A 23510-nucleotide genomic window follows, 5' to 3' on the forward strand; every position below is an offset into this window, starting at 1 on the left:
CCCCCTCTGTCCATGACGCGTGTCCCGAATCCTCCGAATCCCTCGAACCTTCGCCTGGGCGTGCTGACCCTCCTTGCATTGGCGCTGCTGCTCGCGTGGGACGCTACAGGCGGCGATCTCGCCCTGGCGCGCCTCGCGGGCACGCCCATGGGCTTTCCGTGGCGCGAGAACGCCTTCCTGGTGCACGTGATGCACGAGGGCGCGAAGGACCTGAGCTGGCTGTTCGTGATCGCGCTGTTCGCCGCCATCCGCTGGCCGCTCGGCATCCTGCGCCGGCTGCCGGTTCGCGCCCGGGCCCAATTGGCATTCACGGTGCTGCTCTCGGTCCTCGCCGTCAGCCTGCTCAAGCATGCGAGCCACACGAGCTGCCCCTGGGACCTGAAGGAGTTCGGCGGTGTGGCCAGCCACGTGTCGCATTGGGCATGGAAGGTCTATGACGGCGGCGCGGGCGGGTGCTTCCCGGCGGGCCATGCCTCGGCGGCCTTTGCCTACGCCGGCGGCTATTTCGTGCTGCGCCGGGTGTCGCCGCGTGCCGCGGTCCTCTGGCTTTGCGCGTCGCTGGCCGCGGGACTGCTGCTCGGCCTGTCGCAGCAGCTGCGGGGCGCGCACTACATGAGCCACACGCTCTGGACCGCCTGGATCTGCTGGGTGGCGGGCTTTGCCATCGACCTGGTCGTCGCACCCCGCGCTTCGCGGCTGGCCGCAACCGAACCTGCCGCCGTGTTGCATGCAGGGCCTTGATGTCGCCCTGTTCGCGCTGATCAACGCCAGTGCCGCGGCGCCGGCGTGGAGCATCCATTTCGCTCGCTTCGCGTCCGACGTGCTGCCGGCGCTGCTGGCCGCCGCGATCATCGGCGCCGCGGTGGTCGACCGCCGCCTGCGCTATGCCTGCTTCACCGCGCTGGTCAGCGTGCTGGCGGTCTGGATCTTCGTGAACGTGTTCCGCTCGGCCATGCCGTTCCAGCGGCCCGCCTTCTACGGGCTGGGAATCCAGTGGGCGCCGCAAGGCGCGCGGCCGGGCTTTCCGAGCCTGCATGCCGCCTGCACCTTCGCGGCAGCGTTCTCGCTGTGGTGCCTGCCGTGGCGCGCGCCCATGCTGGCGGCGCTGGCGGTGGCCGCGGTGGTCGGCTGGAGCCGCGTGTTCCTCGGGCTGCACTTTCCGTTCGACGTGGTCGCGGGGGTGATGCTGGCCGCCCTGGTGTCGATCGTGGTGGAGCGCGGCGTGAGCCGGCCGCTCAACCTGGCGCTCAGGGCCTTCATGCGGCCCCGCTTGAGGGCGAGACGGGCGCGAACCTGAACGCTGGCTGAACGCGCAATTCAGGCTGGCTTCAGTTGCGCTTTCTACAGTCGGTAGATGTCATTTTCAAGAATCGAACCCACGCCGGGACGGGACGTGGGTGCGCTGGCGGCCGGCGCCTCCTTCCTGGCACCCGCGCGCGCGCTGTGGGCGCGCATCGACCTGTGGCTCGCGCGGCCCCGCTCGGCGCAGCGCGTGGTCGTCTGGCTTGCCCTCTACCTTGCCGTGGCCGCCAACTGGCCGCTCTGGAACGAGCTCGCGCGCATCGGCGGCGCACCCAGCACCTACCTGCCCACGAGCGCCGCCATGGGGGTGCTCATGGTGTGCGCCACGGTGGCGCTGCTGTCCTTCACGGCCTGGTCGCGCTGGATGAAGCCCTTGTGGTTCGCGGTGGTGCTGCTGGCGGCCTTCGTGCAGCACTACATGATCGAGTACCGCGTGGTGATGGATCCGACCATGATCGCCAACGTGCTGCAGACCGACCCGAACGAGGCGCGCGACCTCATGAGCTGGCGCATGGCCTACCACGTGCTGCTGGTGGCGCTGCTGCCCGCGCTGGCGCTCTGGCGCGCGCGCATCATGCCGATGCGCTTTTTCTCCAAGCTCTGGCGCAACGTGGCGCTGCTGCTGCTGGCGGTGGCGCTCGCCCTGGTGGCCGCGGTGTCGATGAACCGGCAGCTCGCGCCGCTGATGCGCAACAACGTCCACCTGCGCTACATGATGAACCCGGTTGCAAGCCTCTATTCGGCCGGCTCGGTGGTCATCAAGCCGATGTTCAAGCGCAGCCGCAAGCTGATTCCCATCACGGCCGGAACGGCGCTGGGCGCGAGCTACGCGGGCCAGGCGCGGCCGCCGATGTTCGTGCTGGTGGTGGGCGAGACCGCGCGGGCCGACCACTTCGGCCTCAACGGCTATGCGCGCAACACCACACCCGAGCTGGCGGCGCGCGGCGTGCTGAGCTATCGCGATGTGCATTCGTGCGGCACCAACACGCTGGCTTCGGTGCCGTGCATGTTCTCGCCGCTGGGCAAGCAGGGCTACGAATCGCGCAGCGACGACTATGAAAACCTGGTCGACGTGCTGCAGGCCGCCGGGCTGGCGGTGCTGTGGCTCGACAACCAGGCCGGATGCAAGGACGTGTGCACGCGCATTCCCAACGCCTCCGCCTTCGACAGCCTCACGCCCGCGCAGAAGAGCGCGCTGTGCGACGGCGAGGAATGCCTGGACGACGTCATGCTCAAGGGGCTGGACGAGCGCATTGCCGCGCTGCCCGCCGAGCGCCGCGCCAAGGGCGTGGTGCTGGTCATGCACCAGATGGGCAGCCACGGGCCGGCCTACTACAAGCGCTCCGCGCCGGAGATCAAGCGCTTCCTGCCCGAGTGCAAGACCAATGCGCTGGCCGAATGCGGCCATGCGGAGCTGCAGAACGTCTACGACAACTCGATTGCGCAGACCGATCATTTCCTGGGCCAGACCATCGACTGGCTCAAGGCGCAGTCCGGCCAGTACGACCCGGCCCTGCTCTACGTGAGCGACCATGGCGAATCGCTCGGCGAATACGGCCTGTTCCTGCATGGCGTGCCCTACAGCTTCGCACCCGAGGCGCAGAAGCACGTGCCCATGGTCACCTGGTTCAGCCCCGGCATGAACGAGCGCCGCAAGCTGTCGCGCTCGTGCATGGAAGCGGGGCTCGATGCGCCGCTCACGCACGACAACCTCTACCACACGGTGCTGGGGCTGATGGACGTGAGCAATCCCACCTACAAGCCCGGCCTGGACGCGCTCGCATCCTGCCGAGGCAAGGCCTGAGGCGCTGGGCTATTTATTTCTTCTCGCGCGGCAGACGCCCCATCAGGAAGAACTCGGTGTTCGGCTGCATGCCGCTGAAGCTCGCGAGGCGGTTGCTCAGGCCGAAGAAGGCGGTGATGGAGGCGATGTCCCAGATGTCCTCGTCGTCGAAGCCGTGGGCATGCAGCGCGGCGAAGTCCGCGTCCTCGACTTCGTGCGAGCGTTCGCAGACCTTCATCGCAAAGTCGAGCATGGCGCGCTGGCGCGGCGTGATGTCGGCCTTGCGGTAATTCACCGCCACCTGGTCGGCCACCAGCGGCTTCTTCTCGTAGATGCGCAGCAGCGCGCCGTGCGCCACCACGCAGTAGAGGCAGCGGTTGGCCGCGCTGGTGGTGGTGACGATCATCTCGCGGTCGCCCTTGGTGAGCGAGCCTTCCTCCTTCAGCATCAGCGCGTCGTGGTAGGCGAAGAAGGCGCGCCACTCGGCCGGGCGGCGCGCCAGCGCGAGGAACACGTTGGGCACGAAGCCGGCTTTTTCCTGCACCGCGAGGATCGCGGTGCGGATGTCTTCCGGCAGGTCTTTCAGCTCGGCGAGGGGGTAGCGGTCTGTGGCCATATCGTCTCCGGTGCGGGTTGTCTCGATGGGCCATCATAGTTTTTACTACGATGACGTATGACCCGCGGCCCACGCGACTGGCACAGCCAAATGCCAGGAACACCGCGGAACCGGCTTCGCCGGGCCGCTGGTGTTGCCCCCGGTGAGGGGGAGGGAGAAGCGACACGAAGTGCGCGAAGCCTGGGGGTGGGCCTTATTTCAGTGCCTTGCCCTGGGCTGCGCCGAGAGGCGTGTGCAGCTGCGAAGCCACCCACTGGCCGGTGTTGTCGTCGCGGCCCTGCAGCAGGTAGCGCGTGTCGGGCTTGCCGTAGTTCTGCACCGCCATGGCCGAGAACTTGCCGATGTCGGTCTTGGGGTCGCGCAGCCGGTTCACGATCAGCACCTTCTTCGTGTCGGCGAAGTCGGCCATCATGTTCTGGTCGCCCTCGCTGTCGCCCGCAATGAAGCTCGGGCCGTAGCCGTACTTGCTGACCAGGAAGCGCTGGATGTTCTTCGTCTTGCCGGGGCCCTGCGTCTGGTCGTAGCCGCGCCGGTACTCGGGCTGGATCACGCCGTTGGCGTCGCGCTCCAGCTCCATCGCCAGCACGCGGTCGGGCGGGTTGTTGTAGCCGAAGGCGGGGTTCGACGAAATCTCCTTGATCACGTCGACGAAGGAGGCCGAGCACACCCACACGTCGAAGCCCGCGTTGCGGAAGGCGGCGTACAGCTCCTGCATCTCGGGCTGCAGCCGCAGGCCGTTCTTCCAGCTGACCGAGACCACGCCGGCCTGGCCCGGCAGCGCGGCCGGCGAGGTCCATTTCACCTTGGCCACGGGTTCCTTCAGCTGCCAGGCCACCGTGGCGGCCGTGAGCTTGCGCACCTGCGCTTCGGTCATGCCGACGAAGAGGTAGGTCACCCAGGGGTAGGCGGTGTCGTGGTCGAAGGTGTCGCCGATGGCTTCGTACAGGTAACGCACCTTGGTGGTGAAGGCGATGTAGTGCGGGCTGAGCTTCACCGCGGCCAGCGGCTGGCTGCCCTTGAGGCCGCTGTAGTTCTGGTAGAGCCAGGTGTAGCTGGCCACGATGTCGGGCACCACGCGGTCGATGCTGACCGGCTGGCCGGCCGCATTGTTGAAGGCCGGCAGGAAGTCCTTCTTCGGGATGTTCTTGCGCAGCGCCACTTCGAGCTGCGCGGGCGTGGCGCCGAACACCAGGTTCTCGAGCTGGTAGATCAGCGAGGCTTCCTCGATGTCCAGGAACACGCTGGTGTTGTCCCAGTCGAAGACCACGTAGGGCGGCCGGCCGGCGCTGTAGCCCGGGCTCGCCTTGCCGAGGCTGGCGATCAGGCCTTCGATCTGTGCCCGGTTGAAGGCGTCCCAGCGGCCGGGCGAAAGCGTGGTGGACGCAGAGGGGGCCAGGCTCGCGCAGCCCGTGGCGGCGAGTGCGGCGGCGAGCGGCGTGAGAAGAATCAGGCGGCGTTGCATGGAGTTCCTGTTGTTGTGCGGCGTTGATGGAAGGCCGAGCGTAGAGAACGCTCGTGACACTTCGACAAAGGCCTACGCATCAGCCATGCCAGCCGGGGGCCGCTTCACAGGCCCTGGGCACGGATGCGGTCGTACTGCTGTTCGATGAAGGCCGCCACGCGGCGCACGAGCTCACGGTTGCCGCCGGACGCTTCGACGCTGGCCGCGGCCTGCACCGAAACGGTTTCTTCGGTCCGGCGGATGATGCGGTCCGCCTCTGCCGCCGACAGGCCGAAGTGGGGCGCCGCGGCACGCGCCAGCGCAAGGCTCGATGCATGCTGCCCCGGCAGGATGGCAAGCTCCTGGTAGCCCGTATGGCCGCCCAGCTGCATGACAAGATCGAAGGCAGGCGCCAGGCGCCAGAGGCCGTCGCCCTGCCGCAGGGCGCCATGGTTCTTGACGTGGTCGTCGCTGTTGCCCACGGCCAGGTTGAACACCAGGCGGCGAAACAGCTCGGTCAGGTCTTCCTGCGGCCGCGCCGAGATGCGCCGCAGCAGCTGCGCGAGTTCGACATAGCTGCCGCGGCTGGATTCATAGGGCACATCGAGCAGTGCCGAGGCCGACAGGTAGTGGTGGCGCTGCTCGTCGTTCACGGGACCGCTTCGGTCGAAACGCTCCACCAGCAAGGCGTGGCCGGACGCCAGGGGCTGCAGCAGGAAGGCAGGCACGCGGATGCCGCAGGCGCTGGCCAGCCACAGGGTGGCGGCCTCGATCACCTCCACGTCGTGGTCGTCGCCGCGCGAGGAAAACTTGGCGATGTAGCGCCGTCCTTCATGCGCAAAGGCCGCCTTGGGGCGCGCGCCGCCCAGGCTGCCGCCGCGCAGCAGCAGGTGCATGTCGGGCCCGATCTCCATGCCTTCCTCGACGCGGTGCGAGGCTTCGGCAAGTTCCTCCAGCGACCAGAGCATGGAGGGCGGTTCTTCGCTCTGGATGGGCAATGACTCGGCGAACACCATCGCACCGATGCGGTCCTCGTTGGTCAGCAGCAGCGCGTCGATGTCCGACAGGGGTTTGCCGTGCCGGATCTCAAGCACCTTGCGTCCCCAGCTGTCGGGCAGGGCATCGCGCAGCGTGAGCGGCATGGCGCCGCCCTCGCGGATGCGCCGCTCCGCAAGCGCGAAAGCGGCATCGCGCAGCGGCAGGTGCTCGGGGTTGAGCGGCATGGCCGCGGGGTCTTGGAGGTAGCGCCGGCCATAGGCGAATTCGCCCGACTCCACGACGCCGCGGCGAACGAGCTTCATCAGGCCGGCAGGCTGCACCTCGCCGCCCGTGTGGCGCGCGAGCCCGACGTAGATGCGCCGCTCGTCCCCGGCCTCGTCAGAAATCACGCTCGTCCTCCGCGATCACCCCGGCGGGCCCGCGTGCGGCGGACCTGCGGACGCGGCGCCTGGCGGTCAGGCCCGCGGGTGCGGGAGCCAACACGTCGAGCGAATCGATCTCGCCGAACAGCCACAGCGCGTGGGCCAGCAAGCCGATGCTGGTCGCGGGCTTGCCCGATTCGAGCGAGCGCAGGGTGGTGGGCGAGCACAGCAGGCGCTCGGCCATTTCCGCGATCGTCCAGCCGCGATGCACCCGGTGCGCACGAAGGCGCAGGCCGAGATTCCTCAAGGGCTCAGCGGTCTGCTGGGGCAGGGCGGAAAGGCTGTTGCTGCTTCTCGGCATCAATAAAATGGCTATTAAACGGCTTAATAACCATTGTATTGACTATTTTTGATTCCCGCAAAGCCGCGGTCAGCCGGGCAAGGACGGTGCCGGTCGGCCGGGCTCGAGCACTGCAAGATCGCTCTCGTCCTTGAGCCCGACGCCGGTCAGCCCCCGGCGAAGGGATTCGCGCATCAGCCATGCGAGCTTGAGCGCCGCGGCTTCGCAGGGCAGGCCTTCGGGGCGCACGTTCGAGATGCAGTTTCGCTCGGCGTCGTGCCGGCCGCGCTTCGGCGAATGGGTCAGGTAGATGCCGAGGCTGTCCGGCGAGCTGAGCCCCGGGCGCTCGCCGATCAGCATCACCGAGAGCGCAGCGCCGAACAGCTCGCCGACCTCATCGGCCAGCGCCACGCGCGCCTGGGTGGCGATGACCACGGGAGAGAAGCGCGTCTCGGGCGGCAGCTGCGCGCGCAGCGCGGCGAGCAGCGGCGCGGCATGTCGCGCCACCGCGAGCGAGGAGAGGCCGTCGCCGATGACGAGGCACACATCGCAATCGCCTTTTGCGGCGGCCCGCAGGCGCTGCGCATCCGCGGGGTCGAGCTGCCGGCCGAGGTCGGGGCGGCGCAGGTAGGTGGTGCGGTCTTCGGCGCGGCTGCGCGCCCGCATCACTTGCCAATGCTGTTGCTGCAGCGCGGCTTCGAGTGCATCGACGTCGAGCGCCGCATGGATGGCATCGCGCGCCATCGCGTGGGCCCAGCCGAAGCGCAGCGTCTCGTCGGTCGGCATGCCGGCGCCGGCGCGGCCCAGCGCCAGGCGCGCGGGCGTGGCCGAACGCCACTGCGCCCAGGGATTCGGCGTGACGGCGTCCTTGCTCATGGCGCGAAGGCGGCCAGGCCGCTCATGTCCGCCAACAGGCGGTTGGCCGAAGGCGGCGCGAGTTGCCCCGCCGCATCGGTGATCTGCATGCGCTGCAGCCAGGCCTCGAATTCGGGCGCGCGCTTCAGGCCCAGCGTCTGGCGCAGGAACAGCGCGTCGTGGAACGAGGTGCTCTGGTAGTTGAGCATCACGTCGTCGGCGCCCGGAATGCCCATGATGAAGTTGATGCCCGCGGTGCCCAGCAGCACGAGCAGGTTGTCCATGTCGTCCTGGTCGGCCTCGGCATGGTTGGTGTAGCAGATGTCGCAGCCGATGGGCAGGCCCAGCAGCTTGCCGCAGCAATGGTCTTCGAGCCCGGCGCGGATGATCTGCTTGCCGTCGAAAAGATATTCGGGCCCGATGAAGCCGACCACCGTGTTGATGAGCAGCGGCTTGTAGCGCTGCGCCAATGCATAGGCGCGCACCTCGCAGGTCTGCTGGTCGACGCCGAAGTTGGCATTGGCCGAAAGCGCGCTGCCCTGGCCGGTCTCGAAGTACATCACGTTGTTGCCGACCGTGCCGCGGTTCAGCGCCAGCGCCGCGGCGTGTGCCTCGGCCAGCAGTTCGGGCGTGACGCCGAAGGACAGGTTCGCCTTTTCAGTGCCCGCGATCGACTGGAACACCAGGTCCACCGGCGCGCCGGCTTCCGCGAGCTTGAGCGTGTTGGTCACGTGCGTGAGCACGCAGCTCTGGGTCGGAATCTCGAAGCGCTGGATCACCTCGTCGAGCATGTGCAGCAAGCGGCCGAGCACCTGCATGCTGTCGGACACCGGGTTGAGGCCGATCACCGCATCGCCCGCGCCGTAGAGCAGGCCGTCGAGCGTGGAGGCCGCCACGCCGCGCAGGTCGTCGGTCGGATGGTTGGGCTGCAGCCGCACGGCCAGGTGGCCGGGCAGGCCGATGGTGTCGCGAAAGCGCGTGACCACGCTGCACTTCCTGGCGACCGACACCAGGTCCTGGTTGCGCATGAGCTTGGACACGGCGGCCACCATCTCGGGCGTGAGGCCCGGTGCCAGCGCCGTCAGCGCCTGGGTGGTGGCCTGCTCCGAGAGCAGCCAGTTGCGGAAGTCGCCGACCGTGAGGTGCGACACCGGCGCAAAGGCCTCTGCGTCATGGGTGTCGATGATGAGGCGCGTGATGTTGTCGCTCTCGTAGGGAATCAGCGCCTCGGTCAGGAACTGCTTGAGCGGCGTCTCGGCCAGCACGTGGCGCGCCGCCATGCGCTGCTGCGCGGTGGCCGCGCCGATCTCCGCGAGGTAGTCGCCCGAGCGCGCCGGGCTGGCCACGGCCATGACCTGCTTGAGGTCGTCGAAGGCGAAGACCTGGCCGGCGATGGTGGTGCGATAGCGCATCTTTCTCTCTTCTTGTTCACGCGATGGTGCGGGAAGACAGCATCTCGTCGGGCGCCGCCGCCTTGCGCTGCGCCGAGGTCAGCAGGAAGTAGCCGTAGGCCGCTGCCATCAGCACCAGGAACAGCACGGTCAGCATGAAGTTGAACCAGACCATGGCGCCCAGGCAGACCACGCCAAGCCCGAGCGCAATGGCCGGAAACACCGGATAGAAGGGCGCGCGGTAGGTGCGCAGCAGGCCGGGCTCGCTCCTGCGCAGCCTGAACAGCGCGGCCATCGAGATCAGGTACATCACGATGGCGCCGAGCACGGCCATGGTCACGATGTTGGCGGTGAGCGTCTGGCCGCCGAACTGCACCCACTCGTCGCTGAAGATGGCCACCACGCCGATCACGCCGCCGGCCAGCAGCGCGCGGTGCGGCGTGTCGAAGCGCGGGCTCAGGCCCGCGAAGTAGCGCGGCAGGTAGCCGGCGCGCGCCAGCGCGAAGATCTGGCGCGAGTAGCCCATGATGATCCCGTGGAACGAGGCAATCAGCCCGAAGAGGCCGATCCACACCAGCATGTGCAGCCAGCCGCTGTTGTCGCCCACCACCGCCTTCATGGCCTGCGGCAGCGGGTCGTTGATGTTGGCGAGCTTGCGCCAGTCGCCCACGCCGCCCGCGAAGATCATCACGCCGAAGGCCAGCACCACCAGCGTGACGATGCCCGTGGTGTAGGCGATGGGAATGGTGCGGTGCGGATCGCGCGCTTCCTCCGCGGCCATGGCCGCGCCCTCGATGGCCAGGAAGAACCAGATCGCGAACGGTATCGACGCGAAGATGCCCGAGATGGCCGCGCCGTTGAGCACGCTGCCGCCGGCCCAGCCGTTGGCGACGAAGTTGGCCATGGTCCAGCCCGGCGTGACCACGCCCATGAACACCAGCAGCTCGACAATGGCCAGCAGCGTCACGAACAGCTCGAAGGCCGCCGCAATGCCCACGCCGATCCAGTTGAGCGCGATGAAGATCACGTACGCACCCAGCGCGAACCACTTCGGGTTGATGCCGGGGAACTGCACGTTGAGATAGGCACCGATGGCCAGCGCGATGGCCGGCGGCGCAAAGACGAATTCGATCAGCGTGGCAAAGCCCGCCACGAAGCCGCCGGTCGGCCCGAAGGCGCGCCGCGCGTAGGCAAACGGGCCGCCCGCATGCGGAATGGCGGTGGAGAGCTCGGTGAAGCTGAAGATGAAGGTGGTGTACATCGTGGCCACCAGCACCGTGGCCACCAGGAAGCCGAGCGTGCCGGCAGTGTTCCAGCCGTAGCTCCAACCAAAGTACTCGCCCGAGATGACCAGGCCCACGGCAATGCCCCAGAGCTGGACGGGGCCGAGGACCTTCTTCAGATGGCCGGTGCCTGTGGGAACAGTGGCTGCGACCGGCGTGACTGCGGTGGGCTGCATGGGGCTTCCTCTTTTTGCGGATGTTGACAGTGCGTATCCGGCAAAGCAAGGCCCGTTCCATCGCTGGCCATAATCGTGCTTTTCAATCTCCCGAGGTGTTCAGTGAAGTCTTCCTCTTCTTCCTTGTCTCTCTTCTGTGCCGCCCTGGTCTCGCTGTGCGCGGTGTCCGCCGCCTGGGCGCAATCGGCGCCGGTCACCACGCCAAGCGGCCTGGTCTACCAGTCGCTGAAGGAAGGCACCGGCGCATCGCCCGCCGCCACCGACGTGGTCAAGGTGCACTACCGCGGCACCTTCCCCGACAGCGGCAAGGAATTCGACAGCTCCTACAGCCGCGGCGAGCCGACCGAGTTTCCGCTCAACGGCGTGATCCCCTGCTGGACCGAGGGCGTGCAGAAGATGAAGCCCGGCGGCAAGGCCAAGCTGACCTGCCCGCCATCGATTGCCTACGGTTCGCGCGGCGCGGGCGGCGTGATTCCGCCGAACGCCACGCTCAACTTCGAAGTCGAGCTGGTCTCCGTCAAGAAGCGCTGACCGGCAGATCTCGAGAACTCACCCTGGCTGGAACTGGAACAGCCAGGTTTCGGTCAGCGTCTTGTCGCCGGTCTTCAGGTAGAGCCGCATGTCGATGGGCTCGTTGCCTTCGGGCGTGAAGTCGAACTGGGCGCGCCAGTGGCCCGGCACGCCGTTGGGAACGGCCTCGGCAAAGACGTAGGAGAACTTGCCGCGCGGCGCCGTCAGCACCAGCTCGGGCTTGACGCCGAAGGGCACGGTGGTGAGCGGCTGCCCGACGAACTCCACCATGAACTTGCGCACGCCCGGCGGGCGCGGCTGGCCCGGCTGCCCGCCGCGCCCGATGCGCGTGGCCACGCAGCGCGCGAGCGGCGAGGGAAAGGGCTCCTGGTCGGTCCAGTGCAGCCGGTACTGCAGGCTGTAGCTCGCGCCCGCCTTGGCGTCGGCCTTGGGCACCCAGAAGGCGACGATGTTGTCGTGGATCTCGTCGTCGGTCGGGATCTCGATCAACTGCACCGAGCCTTCGCCCCAGTCGCCCAGCGGTTCGATCCACAGGCTCGGGCGCTTCTCGTAGTTGACGCCGTCCTGGTAGTTGTCGAACGCGCGGTCGCGCTGCAGCAGCCCGAAGCCGCGCGGCCGCGTGTCGGCAAAGGCCGAGGCGCGCGTCTGCGTCGGGTTGTTGAGCGGGCGCCAGATGCGCTCGCCCGCGCCGTTCCAGATGGCCAGGCCGTCGGAGTCGTGCACCTCGGGGCGCCAGTCGATGGCGGTGGGCTTGATGGTTTCCGAATACCAGTACATCGAGGTGAGCGGCACCAGGCCCAGTCGCGAGACGTCGCGGCGCAGGAAAACGCGCGCGTCGATGTCCATGATCACGGCCTTGCCGCGCTGCATCACGAACTTGAACACGCCCGTGACGCTCGGCCCTTCGAGCAGCGCGTAGACGGTCATCGAAGTGGTGTTGTTCGCGGCCGGCGTCTCGAAATAGAAGCGCGTGAAGGTAGGAAATTCCTCGGGCTTGTCGGGCACCGCCACGTCGAGCGCCAGGCCGCGCGCCGACAAGCCGTACTGGTAGAGCTCGCCGATCGCGCGGAAGTAGGAGGCGCCCAGAAAAGCCACCCAGTCGTTCTTCTGCCAGTCGAGCTTGCCCTGGTCGCCCAGGCGGCTTTCCTGCAGCCGAAAGCCCGCAAAGCCCGCGCCGGCCGGCAGCGCGCGCGCCGGGCTGTCGGGCGGCATCGAGAAGTACGAAGGGCTGTAGAGCACCTCGCGCGCGAAGGCATCGCCATCGGAATTCTCGAGCACGTGCATGCGCACCGGTGTCTGGAAGAAGCGGCCGAGGTGGAAGAAGGTGACGGGAAAGGCGCCCGGTCCGTCGCGGAAGAGGGCGTTGGCCGGGTCGAACTTGATCTTGCCGTGCGCGTCGTAGTCGATCTTCTCGAGCACCTCGGGTGCGAGCGGCGTGGCGGCGGCATAGGGCTGCCCGGCCAGGCGCTTGGCCTGCGCCACCAGTCGGTCGAACGAGAAGGGCGAAGGCTGGCTCAGCTTCAGGCCGTTGGCGGCCAGTGCCTCTTCGGGCAGTCCAAGGGCGGCGAGTGCGGCGGCGGCACCACCTGCGGCAAGGAAGGATCGGCGATCAAGCATGTGTTTCTTGAGGGTTGCGGTCTTGGGAGTACGTCGTGTGGAGTACGAAAAAAAAGGATGCACGGAAGGCGATGCGGCCGGAGAAACCATCCTAATGCAGCCGGCGCCGGGGATTTTCCACGCACAAGAGCAGGGAGCATGCCGCGGCCGCGGGGTTTGGCGCGTCAGCCAAGCTGCGCAGCGCGAGCCGGACAAGGCCGGGACCTGAGAAATTTGTGCGTTTATGTATCGGCGCTGTCATCAGCGCTGTCGGCCACGCCCAGCGCGTAGACCGCATAGAGCGGCACGCCGAGCAGCATCAGCACCAGCGGCGCGAACAGGGTGTAGGCCAGGCCGATGCCTTCGAACACGCGGTAGGTGGCGTCGAGGCGCAGGCGCGGATGGGGCTGCGTCAGTTCGGCGGCCCGGCGCAGCCCCCAATGAAACTGCGCCCCGGTGGCGCGCAGCGAGGGATGTTGCGCGGCGCGGCCCACGGCGAGCCAGCAGACGGCATCGAAGGCCAGCACCGAGCCCGCGGGCGCGCGCTCGCCGAAGGTCGCGAGCACGGCCTGCGCCTGCTGCGGCTGCAGGTACATCAGGACGCCTTCGGTGAAGAGGAAGACCGGCTGTGCCTGGCGTGTGCGCGGCAGCTCGAGTTCGTCCCACCAGCGCGGCGACGTGAGGTCGAGGTCGCGCGCATCGTGGCGCGGATGGGTCTCGGGAATCAGCTCGCGGCGCAGCGCCATCACCTCGGGCAGGTCGGCATCCGTCATGCGCGACCTTCCGTCGTCCAGCCATTGGAAGTAGTGGCTCAGGCCGCAGCCCATGTTCACCACGCGGCCGCCCGGGTGTTGCTTGAGGAACTCCTGCGCGAGGCTGCGAAAGCGCTGCGTGCGGCTCAGGATGCTGTAGATGGTGGCCCGGTCCTCAGGCAGCGGATGGCCTTCGTCGCGGATCTTCTCGAGGATCGACGCGGCATAGGCGTCCCGCACGGCCATCTGCGGAAACATCGCGTCGCCGGAAGCGCGCGCGGCAAGCGGGATCCGCAAGGTCGACGGCACGGCCGAAAGTTTTCGTGCGGCTCTCTTGCTTGCTGTCATGGGCGCAGGCACCGGGTCATGCGCAAGTCTGGCTGCTCCCGCGCCGCGGAGCAAGTCAGCTTTTCGTCAGCCGGGGCAGGCCGGCATGCCCCCGTGCCGGCCGTCACACCTTTTACTTGGCGGTGGGCATCACGAACTCGGCGCCCTTGCCAATGCTCTCGGGCCAGCGCTGCATGATCGACTTCTGCTTGGTGTAGAAGCGCACGCCTTCCTCGCCGTAGGCATGCATGTCGCCGAACAGCGAACGCTTCCAGCCGCCGAAGCCGTGCCATGCCATCGGCACCGGGATCGGCACGTTGATGCCGACCATGCCCACCTGGATGCGGCGGCTGAACTCGCGCGCCACGTTGCCGTCGCGCGTGAAGCAGCTCACGCCATTGCCGAATTCATGGTCGTTGACCAGGTCGACCGCGTCCTTGAAGTTGGCCACGCGCACGCAGGAGAGCACCGGGCCGAAGATCTCTTCCTTGTAGATGCGCATCTCGGGCGTGACGTGGTCGAACAGCGTGCCGCCCATCCAGAAGCCGTCGCCGCAGCCTTCGCCGGCCTGGCCGCCGTCGAACTGGCGGCCGTCGACCAGCAGCTTCGCGCCTTCCTTCTCGCCCTGGGCGATGTAGCCGGTGATGCGCTCATGCGCGGCGCGCGTGACGATCGGGCCCATCTCGGCCGCGAGGTTCTCGCCGTCGAGCACCTTGAGCGTCTTCGTCCGCTCGATGAGCTTGGGAATGATCTTGTCGGCCACGTCGCCCACCAGCACCGCCACGCTGATCGCCATGCAGCGCTCGCCGGCCGAGCCGTAGCCAGCGCCGATCAGTGCGTCCACCGTCTGGTCGATGTCGGCGTCGGGCATCACCACCATGTGGTTCTTCGCGCCGCCAAGGGCCTGCACGCGCTTGCCGTTGCGAGCGCCGGTTTCGTAGATGTAGTTGGCAATGGGCGTGGAGCCCACGAAGCTCACGGCCTTGACGTCGGGGTGCTCGAGCAGCGCGTCGACCGCCACCTTGTCGCCCTGCACCACGTTGAACACGCCGTCGGGAAGGCCCGCTTCCTTCAGCAGTTCGGCCATGCGCAGCGACGGGGTCGGGTCGGTCGGGCTCGGCTTGAGAATGAAGGTGTTGCCCGCGGCAATGGCCACCGGGAACATCCACATCGGCACCATCACCGGGAAGTTGAAGGGCGTGATGCCAGCCACCACGCCGAGCGGCTGGCGCAGCGTCCAGTTGTCGATGCCGGTGGAGACCTGGTCGGTGAAGTCGCCCTTGAGCAATTGCGGGATGCCGCAGGCGAATTCGACGATGTCGATGCCGCGCGAGACCTCGCCCTGCGCGTCGGTGAACACCTTGCCGTGCTCGGCGGTGATCATGTGCGCAAGCTCGTCCTTGTGCAGGTTGAGCAGCTCCAAAAACTTGAACATCACGCGGGCGCGGCGGATCGGCGGCGTGTCGGACCACTTGGGAAAGGCGGCCTGCGCGGCGGCCACCGCAGCATCGACGTCGGCCTGGACGGCCAGCGCCACCTTGCCCGTGACCTTGCCGGTCGCGGGGTTGGTGACGTCCTGCGTGCGGGTGGAGCTGCCGGCGGCGTGCTGGCCGCCGATGAAATGCGCGATCTGTGTGGTCATCGAGAGTCCCAGGTCAAGTGATTGCGCCAGTCTAGGAAAGGGAAGGGTCCCTGCCTAGGCGCCAGGGTTGAACTGTTTGTTCGCTATAGTGAACAATCCCACCATGGATCTGCAAAAAGCCGAATCGCTCTGGATGCACCTGCACTGGCTGATCGTGCTCGGCCAGCAGGGCAGCTACACCGCCGCCGCCGCGCGCCTCGGCGTGAGCAAGGCCGCCATGAGCCAGCGCATCGCCGAGCTGGAGCGCGCCGTGGGCGTCACGCTGGTGCGCCGCACCACCCGCAGCATGCGGCTGACCGAGGCCGGGCAGCAGCTGGTCGACCAGACGCGCGAGCCCTTCGAGCAGATCGCCCACAGCTTCCTGCAGGCGCAGGACCATGCGGGCGAGCCGCGCGGCCTGGTGCGCGTCACGGCACCGGTGGCGCTGGGCCGGCAGCAGCTCTTGCCCAGGCTCGCCGACTTTCTGCTGGCGCATCCGTCGATCCGCGTCGAAATGGAGCTTTCCGACCGGCTGAGTTCGCTGGCGACGGAGGGCTTCGACCTCGCGGTGCGGCACGCGGCTTCGCCGCCCGACACGCACGTGGCCTGGCGGCTGTGCGACACGCGCTCGGTGCTGGTCGCAAGCCGCGCCTACCTGCGCCGCAAGGGAACGCCGCTGGCGCCGCCCATGCTGACCGAGCACGACTGCCTGCACTATCCCCGCGGGCAGGAAACCAACGTGTGGTCCTTCGAGCGGCGCGGCGGCCGCGCGCGCCATGCCGAGCGCGTGACCGTGCCCATCGCCGGCCCGCTGGCGGCCAACAACAGCGAGGCACTGCGCGACGCGGCCCAGGCGGGGCTCGGCATTGCGCTCCTGCCCGACTTCAGCGCGCAGTCGGGCCTGCAGGCGGGCAAGCTGGTCGAGGTGCTGCCCGACTGGCAGCCCACGGGCGCCTTCGCCGACCAGATCTACGCCATACGGCCTTATTCGCTGCACATTCCGCGTGCGGTCAACCTGTTCGTGAGCCATCTGCGCGAGACGCTGAAGGCGGGGTTCCCGCTGCCCGAGGCCTGATGGCCGGCGGGCTTCCGGCCTCGCTTTCAGATTTCAAGTCGACGACGCCATCAGCTGCCCCACCAGCAGCTGCGCCGCCGGCGACAAGGTCTCGCCGGTCTTGGTGGCCATCAGCAGGCGGCGCACGGCCCAGGCATCCCTGAGCCGCACCACCTTGAGGCCGAGCGCGCTCACCTGCGCCTTGCAGGCTGCGAGCGGCACCACGCCGATGCCGAGGTTGGCCGCGATCATGTGGCACATCGCATCGAAGCTGCGCACCTGCACGCGCAGGCGCATCGGAATGCCAGCCTGCTCGGCCGCGCGCGAGGTGAGCTCTAGCAGCGAGCTGCTGCGGTTCAGCCCCACGAACTCGTGCGCGAGGCAGGTCTTGAAATCGGTCCGGCGCGTGCGCGCGAGCGGATGCTGCCGGGCGCACAGCACCACCAGCTCGTCGGTCTGGAACGGCGCCACGTCGAGCCCGTAGGCCGGCGTGTTCTCGGCGAACACGCCCACGTCGGCCAGGCCGTCGACCAGCGCGCGCACGATGTCGCCGCTCAGCTGCTCCTCCACTTCGACGCGGATGTCCGGATGCCGGCCGAGGAAGGCGGCCAGCGTGGCCGGCAGGAACTCGGTGAGCGCCGACATGTTGGCCCACAGCCGCACATGGCCGCGCACTCCGCTCGAATAGTCGCCGAGCTCGTTGCTGAACTGCTCGAAGCCCTGGAACAGCCGCATCGCATGCTGCATGGCCACGTGGCCGGCCGGGGTCAGCGCGATGCCTTGCGAGCTGCGCTCCAGCAGCTTCGATCCGGTGGCGGCCTCGAAGTCCGACAGCCGCCGGCTGGCGGCCGAGAGCGCCAGGTGGCAGGCCTCGGCGCCCTTGGTGATGCTGCCCGACTGGGCCACGGCGCAGAACAGGCGCAGCGTGACGAAGTCGACGCGGGCGGGGTTGATGGGGCTGGCCATGCTCGCATTCTAGAAAGCCTTCGCATTTTGCGAAGGGCTGCTGCCGTCAAAGCAATTCCGTTCGCTGCGATCCTTTTCTAGAGTTGGGGCAACCAATCAGGAGACAAGATGAACGCACTCGAAGGCCTCAAGGTGCTGGAACTCGGCCAGCTCATCGCCGGCCCGTTCGCCGGCAAGACGCTCGCCGAGTTCGGCGCGGACGTGATCAAGGTCGAGCCGGCCGGCGTCGGCGATCCGCTGCGCAAGTGGCGGCTGCTGCGCGAGGGCACTTCGGTGTGGTGGGAGGTGCAGTCGCGCAACAAGCGATCGGTGTGCCTGGACCTGCGCAGCGCCGAAGGCCAGCAGGCGGTGCGCGCGCTGGCGCTGGAGGCCGACGTGCTGATCGAGAACTTCAAGCCCGGTACGCTCGAAGGCTGGGGCCTGGGCTGGGAGCAGCTGCATGCGCTCAATCCGCGGCTCATCATGCTGCGCATCTCGGGCTACGGGCAGACCGGCCCGTACCGCGACAAGCCGGGCTTCGGCGTGCTCGGCGAATCGATGGGCGGGCTGCGCTACCTGAGCGGCGAGCCGGGCCGGGTGCCCGTGCGCGTGGGCGTTTCGCTGGGCGACACGCTGGCGGCGCTGCACGGCGTGATCGGCGTGCTCACGGCGCTGCACCACCGCACGGCCCATGGCGGAGAAGGGCAGTTCATCGACGTGGCGCTCTACGAATCGGTCTTCAACGTGATGGAAAGCCTGCTGCCCGAATACGACGCGTTCGGCGCGGTGCGCGAGCGCGCCGGCAGCGCCTTGCCGGGCATTGCGCCGACCAATGCCTACAAGTGCAGCGACGGCCACTACGTGCTGGTGGCGGGCAACGGCGACAGCATCTTCCGCCGGCTGATGCGCGCCATCGGCCGCGCGGACCTGGAGAACGATCCGCAGCTCGTGCACAACGACGGCCGCGTGCAGCGCGTGGAAGAGATCGACGCCGCCATCGAGGCCTGGACGCTGCAGCGCAGCCGCGACGAGGTGCTGGCGGTGCTCGATGCGGCCGGCGTGCCGGTCGGGCGCATCTACACGGTGGCCGACATCGCCACCGATCCGCAGTACCTGGCGCGCCAGATGATCGTCGAGGCGGCCACCGCCAATGGCGAGATGCTCAAGGTGCCCGGCGTGGTGCCCAAGCTCAGCGCCACGCCGGGCCGCATTGCGCACCCCGCGCCGCGGCTCGGCGAACACACCGCCGACCTGCAGGGGTTGGGCTGGCCGGCGCGCCGTACCGAAGAAAGCGAGGCCGTATGAAAGAAGGCAAGGGCAAGCGGCTCTTCATCAACGAAGTGGCCACGCGCGACGGCTTCCAGATGGAGAGCCGCTTCATTCCGACCGACGACAAGATCGCGCTCATCGACCGGCTCGGCACGCTGGGCTACGCCAAGATCGAGGTGACCTCGTTCACCTCCGCCAAGGCGATCCCGGCGCTGCGCGACGGCGAGGAAGTGATGCAGCGCATCGCGCGCCGGCCGGGCGTGGTCTACACCGCGCTGGTGCCGAACCTGCGCGGTGCCGAGCGCGCGCTGGAAAGCCGCATCGGCGAATTCAACGTCGTCATGTCGGTGAGCGAGACCCACAACCTCAGCAACCTGCGCATGACGCGCGAGCAGTCGTTCGCGCAGCTGGCCGAGGTCATCGCGCTGGCCAGGCAGGCGGGCGTGCCGGTGAACGTGTCGCTCTCCTGCGTGTTCGGTTGCCCGATGGAAGGCGAGGTGCCGTTGGCCGGCGTGCTGGAATGGATCGACCGCTTCGCGGTGCTGCAGGTGCAGGGCGTCACGCTGTGCGACACCACGGGCATGGCTTTTCCCACGCAGGTGCAGGCCGTCTGCGAAGCCGTGATGGCAAGGCACCCCGGCCTGCAATGGACAGCGCACTTCCACAACACGCGTGGCATGGGGCTCGCGAACACGGTGGCCGCGGTGGAGGCGGGCATCGAGCGGCTCGACATGTCGCTGGGCGGCATCGGCGGCTGCCCGTATGCGCCCGGTGCCACCGGCAACGTCGCCACCGAGGACGTGGTGCACATGCTGCAATGCATGGGCTACGACACCGGCATGGATCTGGGCGGCCTGATCGATGCCGCCTCGGAACTCGAAGCGCTGGTGCAGCACGACTTGCCGAGCCAGGTGCCGCGCGCCGGCCACCGGCTCACGCGGCATGCGCCGCCGGCGGATTTCAACGACATCGCGGCGCGTGCGCATGCGCGCCGAGCCAAGGAGCTGAACCCATGATCGACCATCTGGACCACCTGGTGCTCACCACTTCCGACGAGGGGGCCTGCACCCGCTTCTACGTCGACGTGATGGGCATGGCGCTGGAGACCTTTGGCGCCAACCGCAAGGCCTTTCGCTTCGGCAACCAGAAGATCAACCTGCATGTGAAGGGCCATGAATTCGAGCCCAAGGCGCAGCTGCCGACGCCGGGCTCGCTGGACCTGTGCTTCATCGCGAGCGTGCCGCTGGAAGAAGTGATCGCACGGCTCAAAGACAAGGGCGTGCCGATCCTCGAAGGCCCGGTGATGCGGACCGGCGCCACTTCGCGCATCCGATCGGTCTACGTGCGCGACCCCGACCTGAATCTCATCGAGATATCCGAGCTGGCGCCCTGACACGCCGGCTTCGAATGCAACCCTAAAACACCGGAGACAAAACCATGAAACCCACCCATCGCCTTCTGATCGCCGCAGGCTTTGCGCTGGCGGCCGCCGCGGCCAGCGCCGACACCTGGCCCTCGAAACCGATCACCTTCATCGTGCCCACCGCGCCCGCCGGGTCCACCGACATCATGGCGCGCATGGTGGCCGACCCGCTGCAGCGCGCGCTGGGCCAGCCCATCGTGGTCGACAACAGGCCCGGCGCCAGCGGCAACATCGGCACCGAAGCCGTGGCGCGCGCCGCGCCCGACGGCTACACGCTGCTGATGCAGTACTCGGGCTATCACGTCGGCAACCCCGCGCTCTTTCCGCAGATCAAGTGGAGCCCGACCAAGGACTTCGTGCCGGTGGCGCTGGTGATGCGCGCGCCGCACGTGGTCGCGGTGAGCGGCAAGCTGCCCGTGAACTCGATGAAGGAGCTGATCGAGTACGGCAAGAAGAAGAAAGAGGGCGGCCTGTTCTACGCCTCGTCGGGCAACGGCTCGATCCAGCACATCGCGGGTGAGCTGCTGTCGCGCCAGGCCAAGCAGCCCATGACGCACGTGCCCTACAAGGGCTCGGGTCCGGCCATCAACGACCTGATCGCGGGCAACGTCGACATGTTCATCACCACGCCGCCCTCGGTCATCGGCCATTTCGCGGGTGGGCGCATCAAGGCGCTCGCCTACACGGGCAGCAAGCGCCATCCGTCGATGCCCGATGTGCCGACCTCGGCCGAGGCGGGTCTGCCGGGCTACGAGGTGGAATCGTGGTTCGCGGTGTTCGCACCGGCCAGGACGCCGCCCGACGTTGTCAACAAGCTCAGCGCCGAGATCAGGAAGATCGTCGAGAGCGAGCCGTTCCGCAAGAAGGTGGACGAGCAGGGCGCCTTCGCCACCTACATGGACCCGGCGGCCCTGGGCAAGTTCGTCGACCAGGAACTGGCAGCCTGGGCGAAGGTGATCAAGGCGGCGGACATCAAGCCGGACTGAGCCGGCCGATGCCTCCTGCGGTACTCAGGGCTTGACGCCGAGCATCGACAGGATGATTGCCGCGAGGGTCAGCGTCACCGGCAGCCGGTGCGTGGCGATGGCGTGGGCCTGCGCCACCGACAGCCTGGTTTGCTGAAGGAGGTTCTTTTCGGAATGAAGGGCTGTGGACATGGCATCTGCTCCTGAATGAACGCGAACGATCTGTTCGCATGGCCTTGAAGATAGACCTCTGCAGGGGCAGCGGCACGGGGCTTCCGAAGACACCGCGTTTCCGTTTTTGCAACGATCAGCCCGCGATGAGCTTCTGCACCAGCTCCGCCGTGGTCGCCGCCGCGTACTTGCGCATCAGCCGCGCGCGGTGCAGTTCCACCGTGCGGTGGCTGATGCCGAGCGCCTTGCCGATCTCCTTGGACGTGAGCCCGCGCATCACCTGCGCGGCCACCTCCCGCTCGCGCGGCGTGAGCTCGGCCTTCACGGCGCGGCGCGAGCCCAGGTCCTCGAAGGTCCAGATGCCGGCCTCGTGCGGCGCGGCGCGGTTCATGGCGTGGCCGGTGACATGGCACCAGAAGGTCTCGCCGGCAATGGCGCCGTGCAGGCCGCCCAGGCGCTTCATCATGCGGTTGTCGGCGTAGCGGCCGCTGGCGTTCAGGAACGGTTCCATGCGCTTGCCGATGCGCTCGAACTCGGCCACGCTCGGGTACAGGATGCTGAATGAATGCCCGACCAAGGCACTGGGCGTTGCGCCGAAAATCTCGCACACCCGCTCGTTGCAGGCCACGATGGTGCGGTTGCTCGACACCACCATGCCGACGGGTGCCTGTTCAAAAGCCAGCCGGTAATCGATCTCGGGCATCGGGGGTCACCATTACGAAATACTACGTATGCGACTACGTAGTATCGTTCAAGGCTCTTCAAAGCTTTCGCCAACTCTCCACCATCCATCAAGGAGCCCGAGTGAACAAGATTTATCCCTCCGCAGACGCGGCACTCAAGGGGGTCGTGGCCGACGGGCAGACGCTCGCGGTCGGCGGCTTCGGCCTGTGCGGCATTCCCGAGGCGCTGATCGACGCGCTGCGCGACTCCGGCGCCAAGGACCTCACCTGCATCTCCAACAACGCGGGCGTCGACGGCTTCGGCCTCGGCAAGCTGCTCGAGACGCGCCAGATCAAGAAGATGATCGCGTCCTATGTGGGCGAGAACAAGGAGTTCGAGCGCCAGTACCTCGCGGGCGAACTGCAGCTCGAATTCACGCCCCAGGGCACGCTGGCCGAGAAGCTGCGCGCGGGCGGCGCGGGCATTCCGGCCTTCTTCACCAAGACCGGCGTCGGCACGCAAGTGGCCGAGGGCAAGGAGCTGCGCGAGTTCGACGGCGAAACCTACGTGATGGAACGCTCGCTGGTGCCCGACGTGGCGCTGGTCAAGGCCGACGTGGCCGACAAGTCGGGCAACCTGCGCTTCCGCCTCACGGCGCGCAACTTCAACCCCGCCGCCGCCATGGCCGGCAAGATCTGCATCGTCGAGGTCGAGAAGATCGTCGAGGTGGGCGAGCTGGCCCCCGACGACATCCACCTGCCGGGCATCTACGTGCACCGCATCGTGCTCAATGCCAAGCCCGAGAAGCGCATCGAGAAGCGCACCGTGAGCGCAGCCGCGCCGGCCGATGCGGCCGCCGCCAAGGTCGAAGCGCAGGCTGCCATCGCGCAGGCCGCCGCCGGCAGCGAAGTGCCTGCCCCCGTCAAGAACAACAAAGGAGCCTGAGATGCCCTGGACCCAAGACCAAATGGCCGCGCGTGCGGCGCAAGAACTCGAAGACGGCTTCTACGTGAACCTGGGCATCGGCATTCCCACGCTGGTGGCCAACTTCGTCGGCGACAAGGAAGTGTGGCTGCAAAGCGAGAACGGCATGCTCGGCATTGGCCCGTTCCCGACCGAAGACCAGGTCGACGCCGACCTGATCAACGCCGGCAAGCAGACCGTGACCACCATCCCCGGCTCGGCCATCTTCGGCAGCCATGACAGCTTCGCGATGATCCGCGGCGGCAAGATCAACCTGTCGATCCTCGGCGCGATGCAGGTCAGCGTGAAGGGCGACCTCGCCAACTGGATGATCCCCGGCAAGATGGTCAAGGGCATGGGCGGCGCCATGGACCTGGTGGCCGGCGTGAAGCGCGTGATCGTGCTGATGGAGCACGTCGCGAAGAAGAAGGACGGCACCGAGGACCTGAAGATCCTCGAGAAGTGCACGCTGCCGCTGACCGGCGTGGGCGTGGTCGACCGCATCATCACCGACCTGGCCGTGATGGACGTGGTGCCCGAGGGCCTCAAGGTGGTCGAGCTCGCGCCGGGCGTGAGCTTCGACGCGCTGCAGGCCAAGACCGGCGCCAAGCTGATCCAGTAAGGCGCCGACGCAACGACGACGAAGGGCAGGGCCGCGAGAGCGGGCCCTGCCTTTTTGCTT

General features: G+C 67.8%; 24 protein-coding genes. 11 read left to right on the plus strand and 13 right to left on the minus strand.

The window, feature by feature from the left end; all coding sequences use genetic code 11:
• Positions 1-12 precede the first annotated feature (12 nt).
• From VPA02S_RS26860 to VPA02S_RS26870, 3 genes are read left to right on the plus strand one after another with little or no spacing between them, the layout of a single operon-like run.
• Positions 13-741 carry a phosphatase PAP2 family protein gene (locus tag VPA02S_RS26860; RefSeq protein ID WP_018905611.1) on the plus strand — a complete coding sequence of 243 codons (729 nt, stop codon included), beginning with the start codon at positions 13-15 and terminating at the stop codon, positions 739-741.
• Positions 728-1297 (plus strand): phosphatase PAP2 family protein, encoded by a 570-nt coding sequence (locus VPA02S_RS26865; RefSeq protein ID WP_012748381.1) that lies wholly within the window; start codon positions 728-730, stop codon positions 1295-1297. Before VPA02S_RS26860 ends, VPA02S_RS26865 begins: the two co-directional genes overlap by 14 nt.
• Before the next feature lie 57 nt (positions 1298-1354).
• Positions 1355-3106, plus strand: a complete 1752-nt coding sequence (locus tag VPA02S_RS26870; RefSeq protein ID WP_062366704.1) for a phosphoethanolamine transferase — start codon at positions 1355-1357, stop codon at positions 3104-3106.
• Between the two features lie 13 nt (positions 3107-3119).
• On the opposite strand, the gene VPA02S_RS26875 is transcribed toward VPA02S_RS26870, so the two are convergent.
• The 7 genes from VPA02S_RS26875 to eat all read right to left on the minus strand — a co-directional run bounded on the left by VPA02S_RS26875 (position 3120) and on the right by eat (position 10548).
• Positions 3120-3701, minus strand: a complete 582-nt coding sequence (locus tag VPA02S_RS26875) for a peroxidase-related enzyme (RefSeq protein ID WP_062366706.1) — start codon at positions 3699-3701, stop codon at positions 3120-3122.
• Positions 3702-3894: 193 nt separating this feature from the next.
• Complete coding sequence (locus VPA02S_RS26880; protein WP_062366708.1) at positions 3895-5163, minus strand: HAD family hydrolase; 1269 nt, start codon at positions 5161-5163, stop codon at positions 3895-3897.
• Positions 5164-5267: 104 nt separating this feature from the next.
• Positions 5268-6530: a type II toxin-antitoxin system HipA family toxin gene (locus VPA02S_RS26885; RefSeq protein ID WP_062366710.1), complete on the minus strand. Its 1263-nt coding sequence runs from the start codon at positions 6528-6530 to the stop codon at positions 5268-5270.
• Complete coding sequence (locus tag VPA02S_RS26890) at positions 6520-6810, minus strand: helix-turn-helix domain-containing protein (protein ID WP_244883772.1); 291 nt, start codon at positions 6808-6810, stop codon at positions 6520-6522. The genes VPA02S_RS26885 and VPA02S_RS26890 overlap by 11 nt, the downstream gene beginning before the upstream one ends.
• Positions 6811-6933: 123 nt before the next feature.
• On the minus strand, positions 6934-7719 hold the full coding sequence (eutC, locus tag VPA02S_RS26895) for an ethanolamine ammonia-lyase subunit EutC (RefSeq protein ID WP_062366714.1): 786 nt from the start codon (positions 7717-7719) through the stop codon (positions 6934-6936).
• On the minus strand, positions 7716-9110 hold the full coding sequence (locus VPA02S_RS26900) for an ethanolamine ammonia-lyase subunit EutB (RefSeq protein WP_062366716.1): 1395 nt from the start codon (positions 9108-9110) through the stop codon (positions 7716-7718). Before VPA02S_RS26900 ends, eutC begins: the two co-directional genes overlap by 4 nt.
• Before the next feature lie 16 nt (positions 9111-9126).
• The gene (gene eat, locus VPA02S_RS26905; protein ID WP_062366718.1) at positions 9127-10548 is read right to left on the minus strand and encodes an ethanolamine permease; all 1422 of its coding nucleotides are present in this window, start codon (positions 10546-10548) and stop codon (positions 9127-9129) included.
• 123 nt (positions 10549-10671) lie between these two features.
• On the opposite strand from eat, the gene VPA02S_RS26910 reads away from it, so the two are divergent.
• The gene (locus VPA02S_RS26910; RefSeq protein WP_038107594.1) at positions 10672-11079 is read left to right on the plus strand and encodes an FKBP-type peptidyl-prolyl cis-trans isomerase; all 408 of its coding nucleotides are present in this window, start codon (positions 10672-10674) and stop codon (positions 11077-11079) included.
• 18 nt (positions 11080-11097) lie between these two features.
• Here the strand turns inward: VPA02S_RS26910 and VPA02S_RS26915 are convergent, their stop codons facing one another.
• From VPA02S_RS26915 to VPA02S_RS26925, 3 genes are all read right to left on the minus strand, one after another.
• Entirely contained in the window at positions 11098-12696 is a 1599-nt protein-coding gene (locus tag VPA02S_RS26915) for an OpgD/OpgG family glucan biosynthesis protein (RefSeq protein WP_012748371.1), read from the minus strand.
• 221 nt (positions 12697-12917) lie between these two features.
• Entirely contained in the window at positions 12918-13775 is an 858-nt protein-coding gene (locus tag VPA02S_RS26920) for a class I SAM-dependent methyltransferase (RefSeq protein WP_062366719.1), read from the minus strand.
• 112 nt (positions 13776-13887) lie between these two features.
• The gene (locus VPA02S_RS26925; RefSeq protein WP_062366722.1) at positions 13888-15396 is read right to left on the minus strand and encodes a CoA-acylating methylmalonate-semialdehyde dehydrogenase; all 1509 of its coding nucleotides are present in this window, start codon (positions 15394-15396) and stop codon (positions 13888-13890) included.
• Between the two features lie 103 nt (positions 15397-15499).
• On the opposite strand from VPA02S_RS26925, the gene VPA02S_RS26930 reads away from it, so the two are divergent.
• On the plus strand, positions 15500-16450 hold the full coding sequence (locus tag VPA02S_RS26930; RefSeq protein ID WP_012748368.1) for a LysR family transcriptional regulator: 951 nt from the start codon (positions 15500-15502) through the stop codon (positions 16448-16450).
• 33 nt (positions 16451-16483) lie between these two features.
• On the opposite strand, the gene VPA02S_RS26935 is transcribed toward VPA02S_RS26930, so the two are convergent.
• Positions 16484-17395 (minus strand): LysR family transcriptional regulator, encoded by a 912-nt coding sequence (locus tag VPA02S_RS26935; RefSeq protein ID WP_062366724.1) that lies wholly within the window; start codon positions 17393-17395, stop codon positions 16484-16486.
• Between the two features lie 108 nt (positions 17396-17503).
• Between VPA02S_RS26935 and VPA02S_RS26940 the strand changes: the two genes are divergently transcribed.
• Genes VPA02S_RS26940 through VPA02S_RS26955 form a run of 4 tightly spaced genes read left to right on the plus strand, consistent with a single transcriptional unit; the run spans position 17504 to position 21052 of the window.
• A complete protein-coding gene (locus tag VPA02S_RS26940) occupies positions 17504-18679 on the plus strand; it encodes a CaiB/BaiF CoA transferase family protein (protein ID WP_062366726.1) in 1176 nt (391 codons plus the stop codon).
• Complete coding sequence (locus VPA02S_RS26945) at positions 18676-19659, plus strand: hydroxymethylglutaryl-CoA lyase (RefSeq protein WP_062366728.1); 984 nt, start codon at positions 18676-18678, stop codon at positions 19657-19659. Before VPA02S_RS26940 ends, VPA02S_RS26945 begins: the two co-directional genes overlap by 4 nt.
• Positions 19656-20036: a VOC family protein gene (locus tag VPA02S_RS26950; protein WP_062366729.1), complete on the plus strand. Its 381-nt coding sequence runs from the start codon at positions 19656-19658 to the stop codon at positions 20034-20036. Before VPA02S_RS26945 ends, VPA02S_RS26950 begins: the two co-directional genes overlap by 4 nt.
• A 44-nt stretch (positions 20037-20080) precedes the next feature.
• Positions 20081-21052, plus strand: coding sequence for a Bug family tripartite tricarboxylate transporter substrate binding protein (locus VPA02S_RS26955; protein ID WP_062366731.1), 972 nt, complete (start codon positions 20081-20083; stop codon positions 21050-21052).
• Positions 21053-21076: 24 nt separating this feature from the next.
• On the opposite strand, the gene VPA02S_RS32035 is transcribed toward VPA02S_RS26955, so the two are convergent.
• Entirely contained in the window at positions 21077-21223 is a 147-nt protein-coding gene (locus tag VPA02S_RS32035) for a hypothetical protein (protein WP_012748362.1), read from the minus strand.
• A gap of 115 nt (positions 21224-21338) precedes the next feature.
• Positions 21339-21905: a LuxR C-terminal-related transcriptional regulator gene (locus VPA02S_RS26960; RefSeq protein ID WP_012748361.1), complete on the minus strand. Its 567-nt coding sequence runs from the start codon at positions 21903-21905 to the stop codon at positions 21339-21341.
• A gap of 101 nt (positions 21906-22006) precedes the next feature.
• On the opposite strand from VPA02S_RS26960, the gene VPA02S_RS26965 reads away from it, so the two are divergent.
• Both VPA02S_RS26965 and VPA02S_RS26970 read left to right on the plus strand, forming a co-directional pair.
• A complete protein-coding gene (locus tag VPA02S_RS26965) occupies positions 22007-22810 on the plus strand; it encodes a CoA transferase subunit A (RefSeq protein ID WP_012748360.1) in 804 nt (267 codons plus the stop codon).
• Position 22811: 1 nt separating this feature from the next.
• Complete coding sequence (locus tag VPA02S_RS26970) at positions 22812-23450, plus strand: 3-oxoacid CoA-transferase subunit B (RefSeq protein ID WP_012748359.1); 639 nt, start codon at positions 22812-22814, stop codon at positions 23448-23450.
• Positions 23451-23510 lie beyond the last annotated feature (60 nt).

The organism is Variovorax paradoxus NBRC 15149 (assembly GCF_001591365.1).
In the GTDB taxonomy this organism is placed as follows: domain Bacteria; phylum Pseudomonadota; class Gammaproteobacteria; order Burkholderiales; family Burkholderiaceae_C; genus Variovorax; species Variovorax paradoxus.

What these genes read in the sequence shown, in the direction of transcription:
- VPA02S_RS26860 (WP_018905611.1), top strand. Translation starts at nt 13, where the DNA reads ATGACGCGTGTCCCGAATCCTCCGAATCCCTCGAACCTTCGCCTGGGC.
- VPA02S_RS26865 (WP_012748381.1), top strand. Translation starts at nt 728, where the DNA reads ATGCAGGGCCTTGATGTCGCCCTGTTCGCGCTGATCAACGCCAGTGCC.
- VPA02S_RS26870 (WP_062366704.1), top strand. Translation starts at nt 1,355, where the DNA reads ATGTCATTTTCAAGAATCGAACCCACGCCGGGACGGGACGTGGGTGCG.
- VPA02S_RS26875 (WP_062366706.1), bottom strand. Translation starts at nt 3,701, where the DNA reads ATGGCCACAGACCGCTACCCCCTCGCCGAGCTGAAAGACCTGCCGGAA.
- VPA02S_RS26880 (WP_062366708.1), bottom strand. Translation starts at nt 5,163, where the DNA reads ATGCAACGCCGCCTGATTCTTCTCACGCCGCTCGCCGCCGCACTCGCC.
- eutC (WP_062366714.1), bottom strand. Translation starts at nt 7,719, where the DNA reads ATGAGCAAGGACGCCGTCACGCCGAATCCCTGGGCGCAGTGGCGTTCG.
- VPA02S_RS26900 (WP_062366716.1), bottom strand. Translation starts at nt 9,110, where the DNA reads ATGCGCTATCGCACCACCATCGCCGGCCAGGTCTTCGCCTTCGACGAC.
- eat (WP_062366718.1), bottom strand. Translation starts at nt 10,548, where the DNA reads ATGCAGCCCACCGCAGTCACGCCGGTCGCAGCCACTGTTCCCACAGGC.
- VPA02S_RS26915 (WP_012748371.1), bottom strand. Translation starts at nt 12,696, where the DNA reads ATGCTTGATCGCCGATCCTTCCTTGCCGCAGGTGGTGCCGCCGCCGCA.
- VPA02S_RS26920 (WP_062366719.1), bottom strand. Translation starts at nt 13,775, where the DNA reads ATGACAGCAAGCAAGAGAGCCGCACGAAAACTTTCGGCCGTGCCGTCG.
- VPA02S_RS26925 (WP_062366722.1), bottom strand. Translation starts at nt 15,396, where the DNA reads ATGACCACACAGATCGCGCATTTCATCGGCGGCCAGCACGCCGCCGGC.
- VPA02S_RS26930 (WP_012748368.1), top strand. Translation starts at nt 15,500, where the DNA reads ATGGATCTGCAAAAAGCCGAATCGCTCTGGATGCACCTGCACTGGCTG.
- VPA02S_RS26935 (WP_062366724.1), bottom strand. Translation starts at nt 17,395, where the DNA reads ATGGCCAGCCCCATCAACCCCGCCCGCGTCGACTTCGTCACGCTGCGC.
- VPA02S_RS26940 (WP_062366726.1), top strand. Translation starts at nt 17,504, where the DNA reads ATGAACGCACTCGAAGGCCTCAAGGTGCTGGAACTCGGCCAGCTCATC.
- VPA02S_RS26945 (WP_062366728.1), top strand. Translation starts at nt 18,676, where the DNA reads ATGAAAGAAGGCAAGGGCAAGCGGCTCTTCATCAACGAAGTGGCCACG.
- VPA02S_RS26950 (WP_062366729.1), top strand. Translation starts at nt 19,656, where the DNA reads ATGATCGACCATCTGGACCACCTGGTGCTCACCACTTCCGACGAGGGG.
- VPA02S_RS26955 (WP_062366731.1), top strand. Translation starts at nt 20,081, where the DNA reads ATGAAACCCACCCATCGCCTTCTGATCGCCGCAGGCTTTGCGCTGGCG.
- VPA02S_RS32035 (WP_012748362.1), bottom strand. Translation starts at nt 21,223, where the DNA reads ATGTCCACAGCCCTTCATTCCGAAAAGAACCTCCTTCAGCAAACCAGG.
- VPA02S_RS26960 (WP_012748361.1), bottom strand. Translation starts at nt 21,905, where the DNA reads ATGCCCGAGATCGATTACCGGCTGGCTTTTGAACAGGCACCCGTCGGC.
- VPA02S_RS26970 (WP_012748359.1), top strand. Translation starts at nt 22,812, where the DNA reads ATGCCCTGGACCCAAGACCAAATGGCCGCGCGTGCGGCGCAAGAACTC.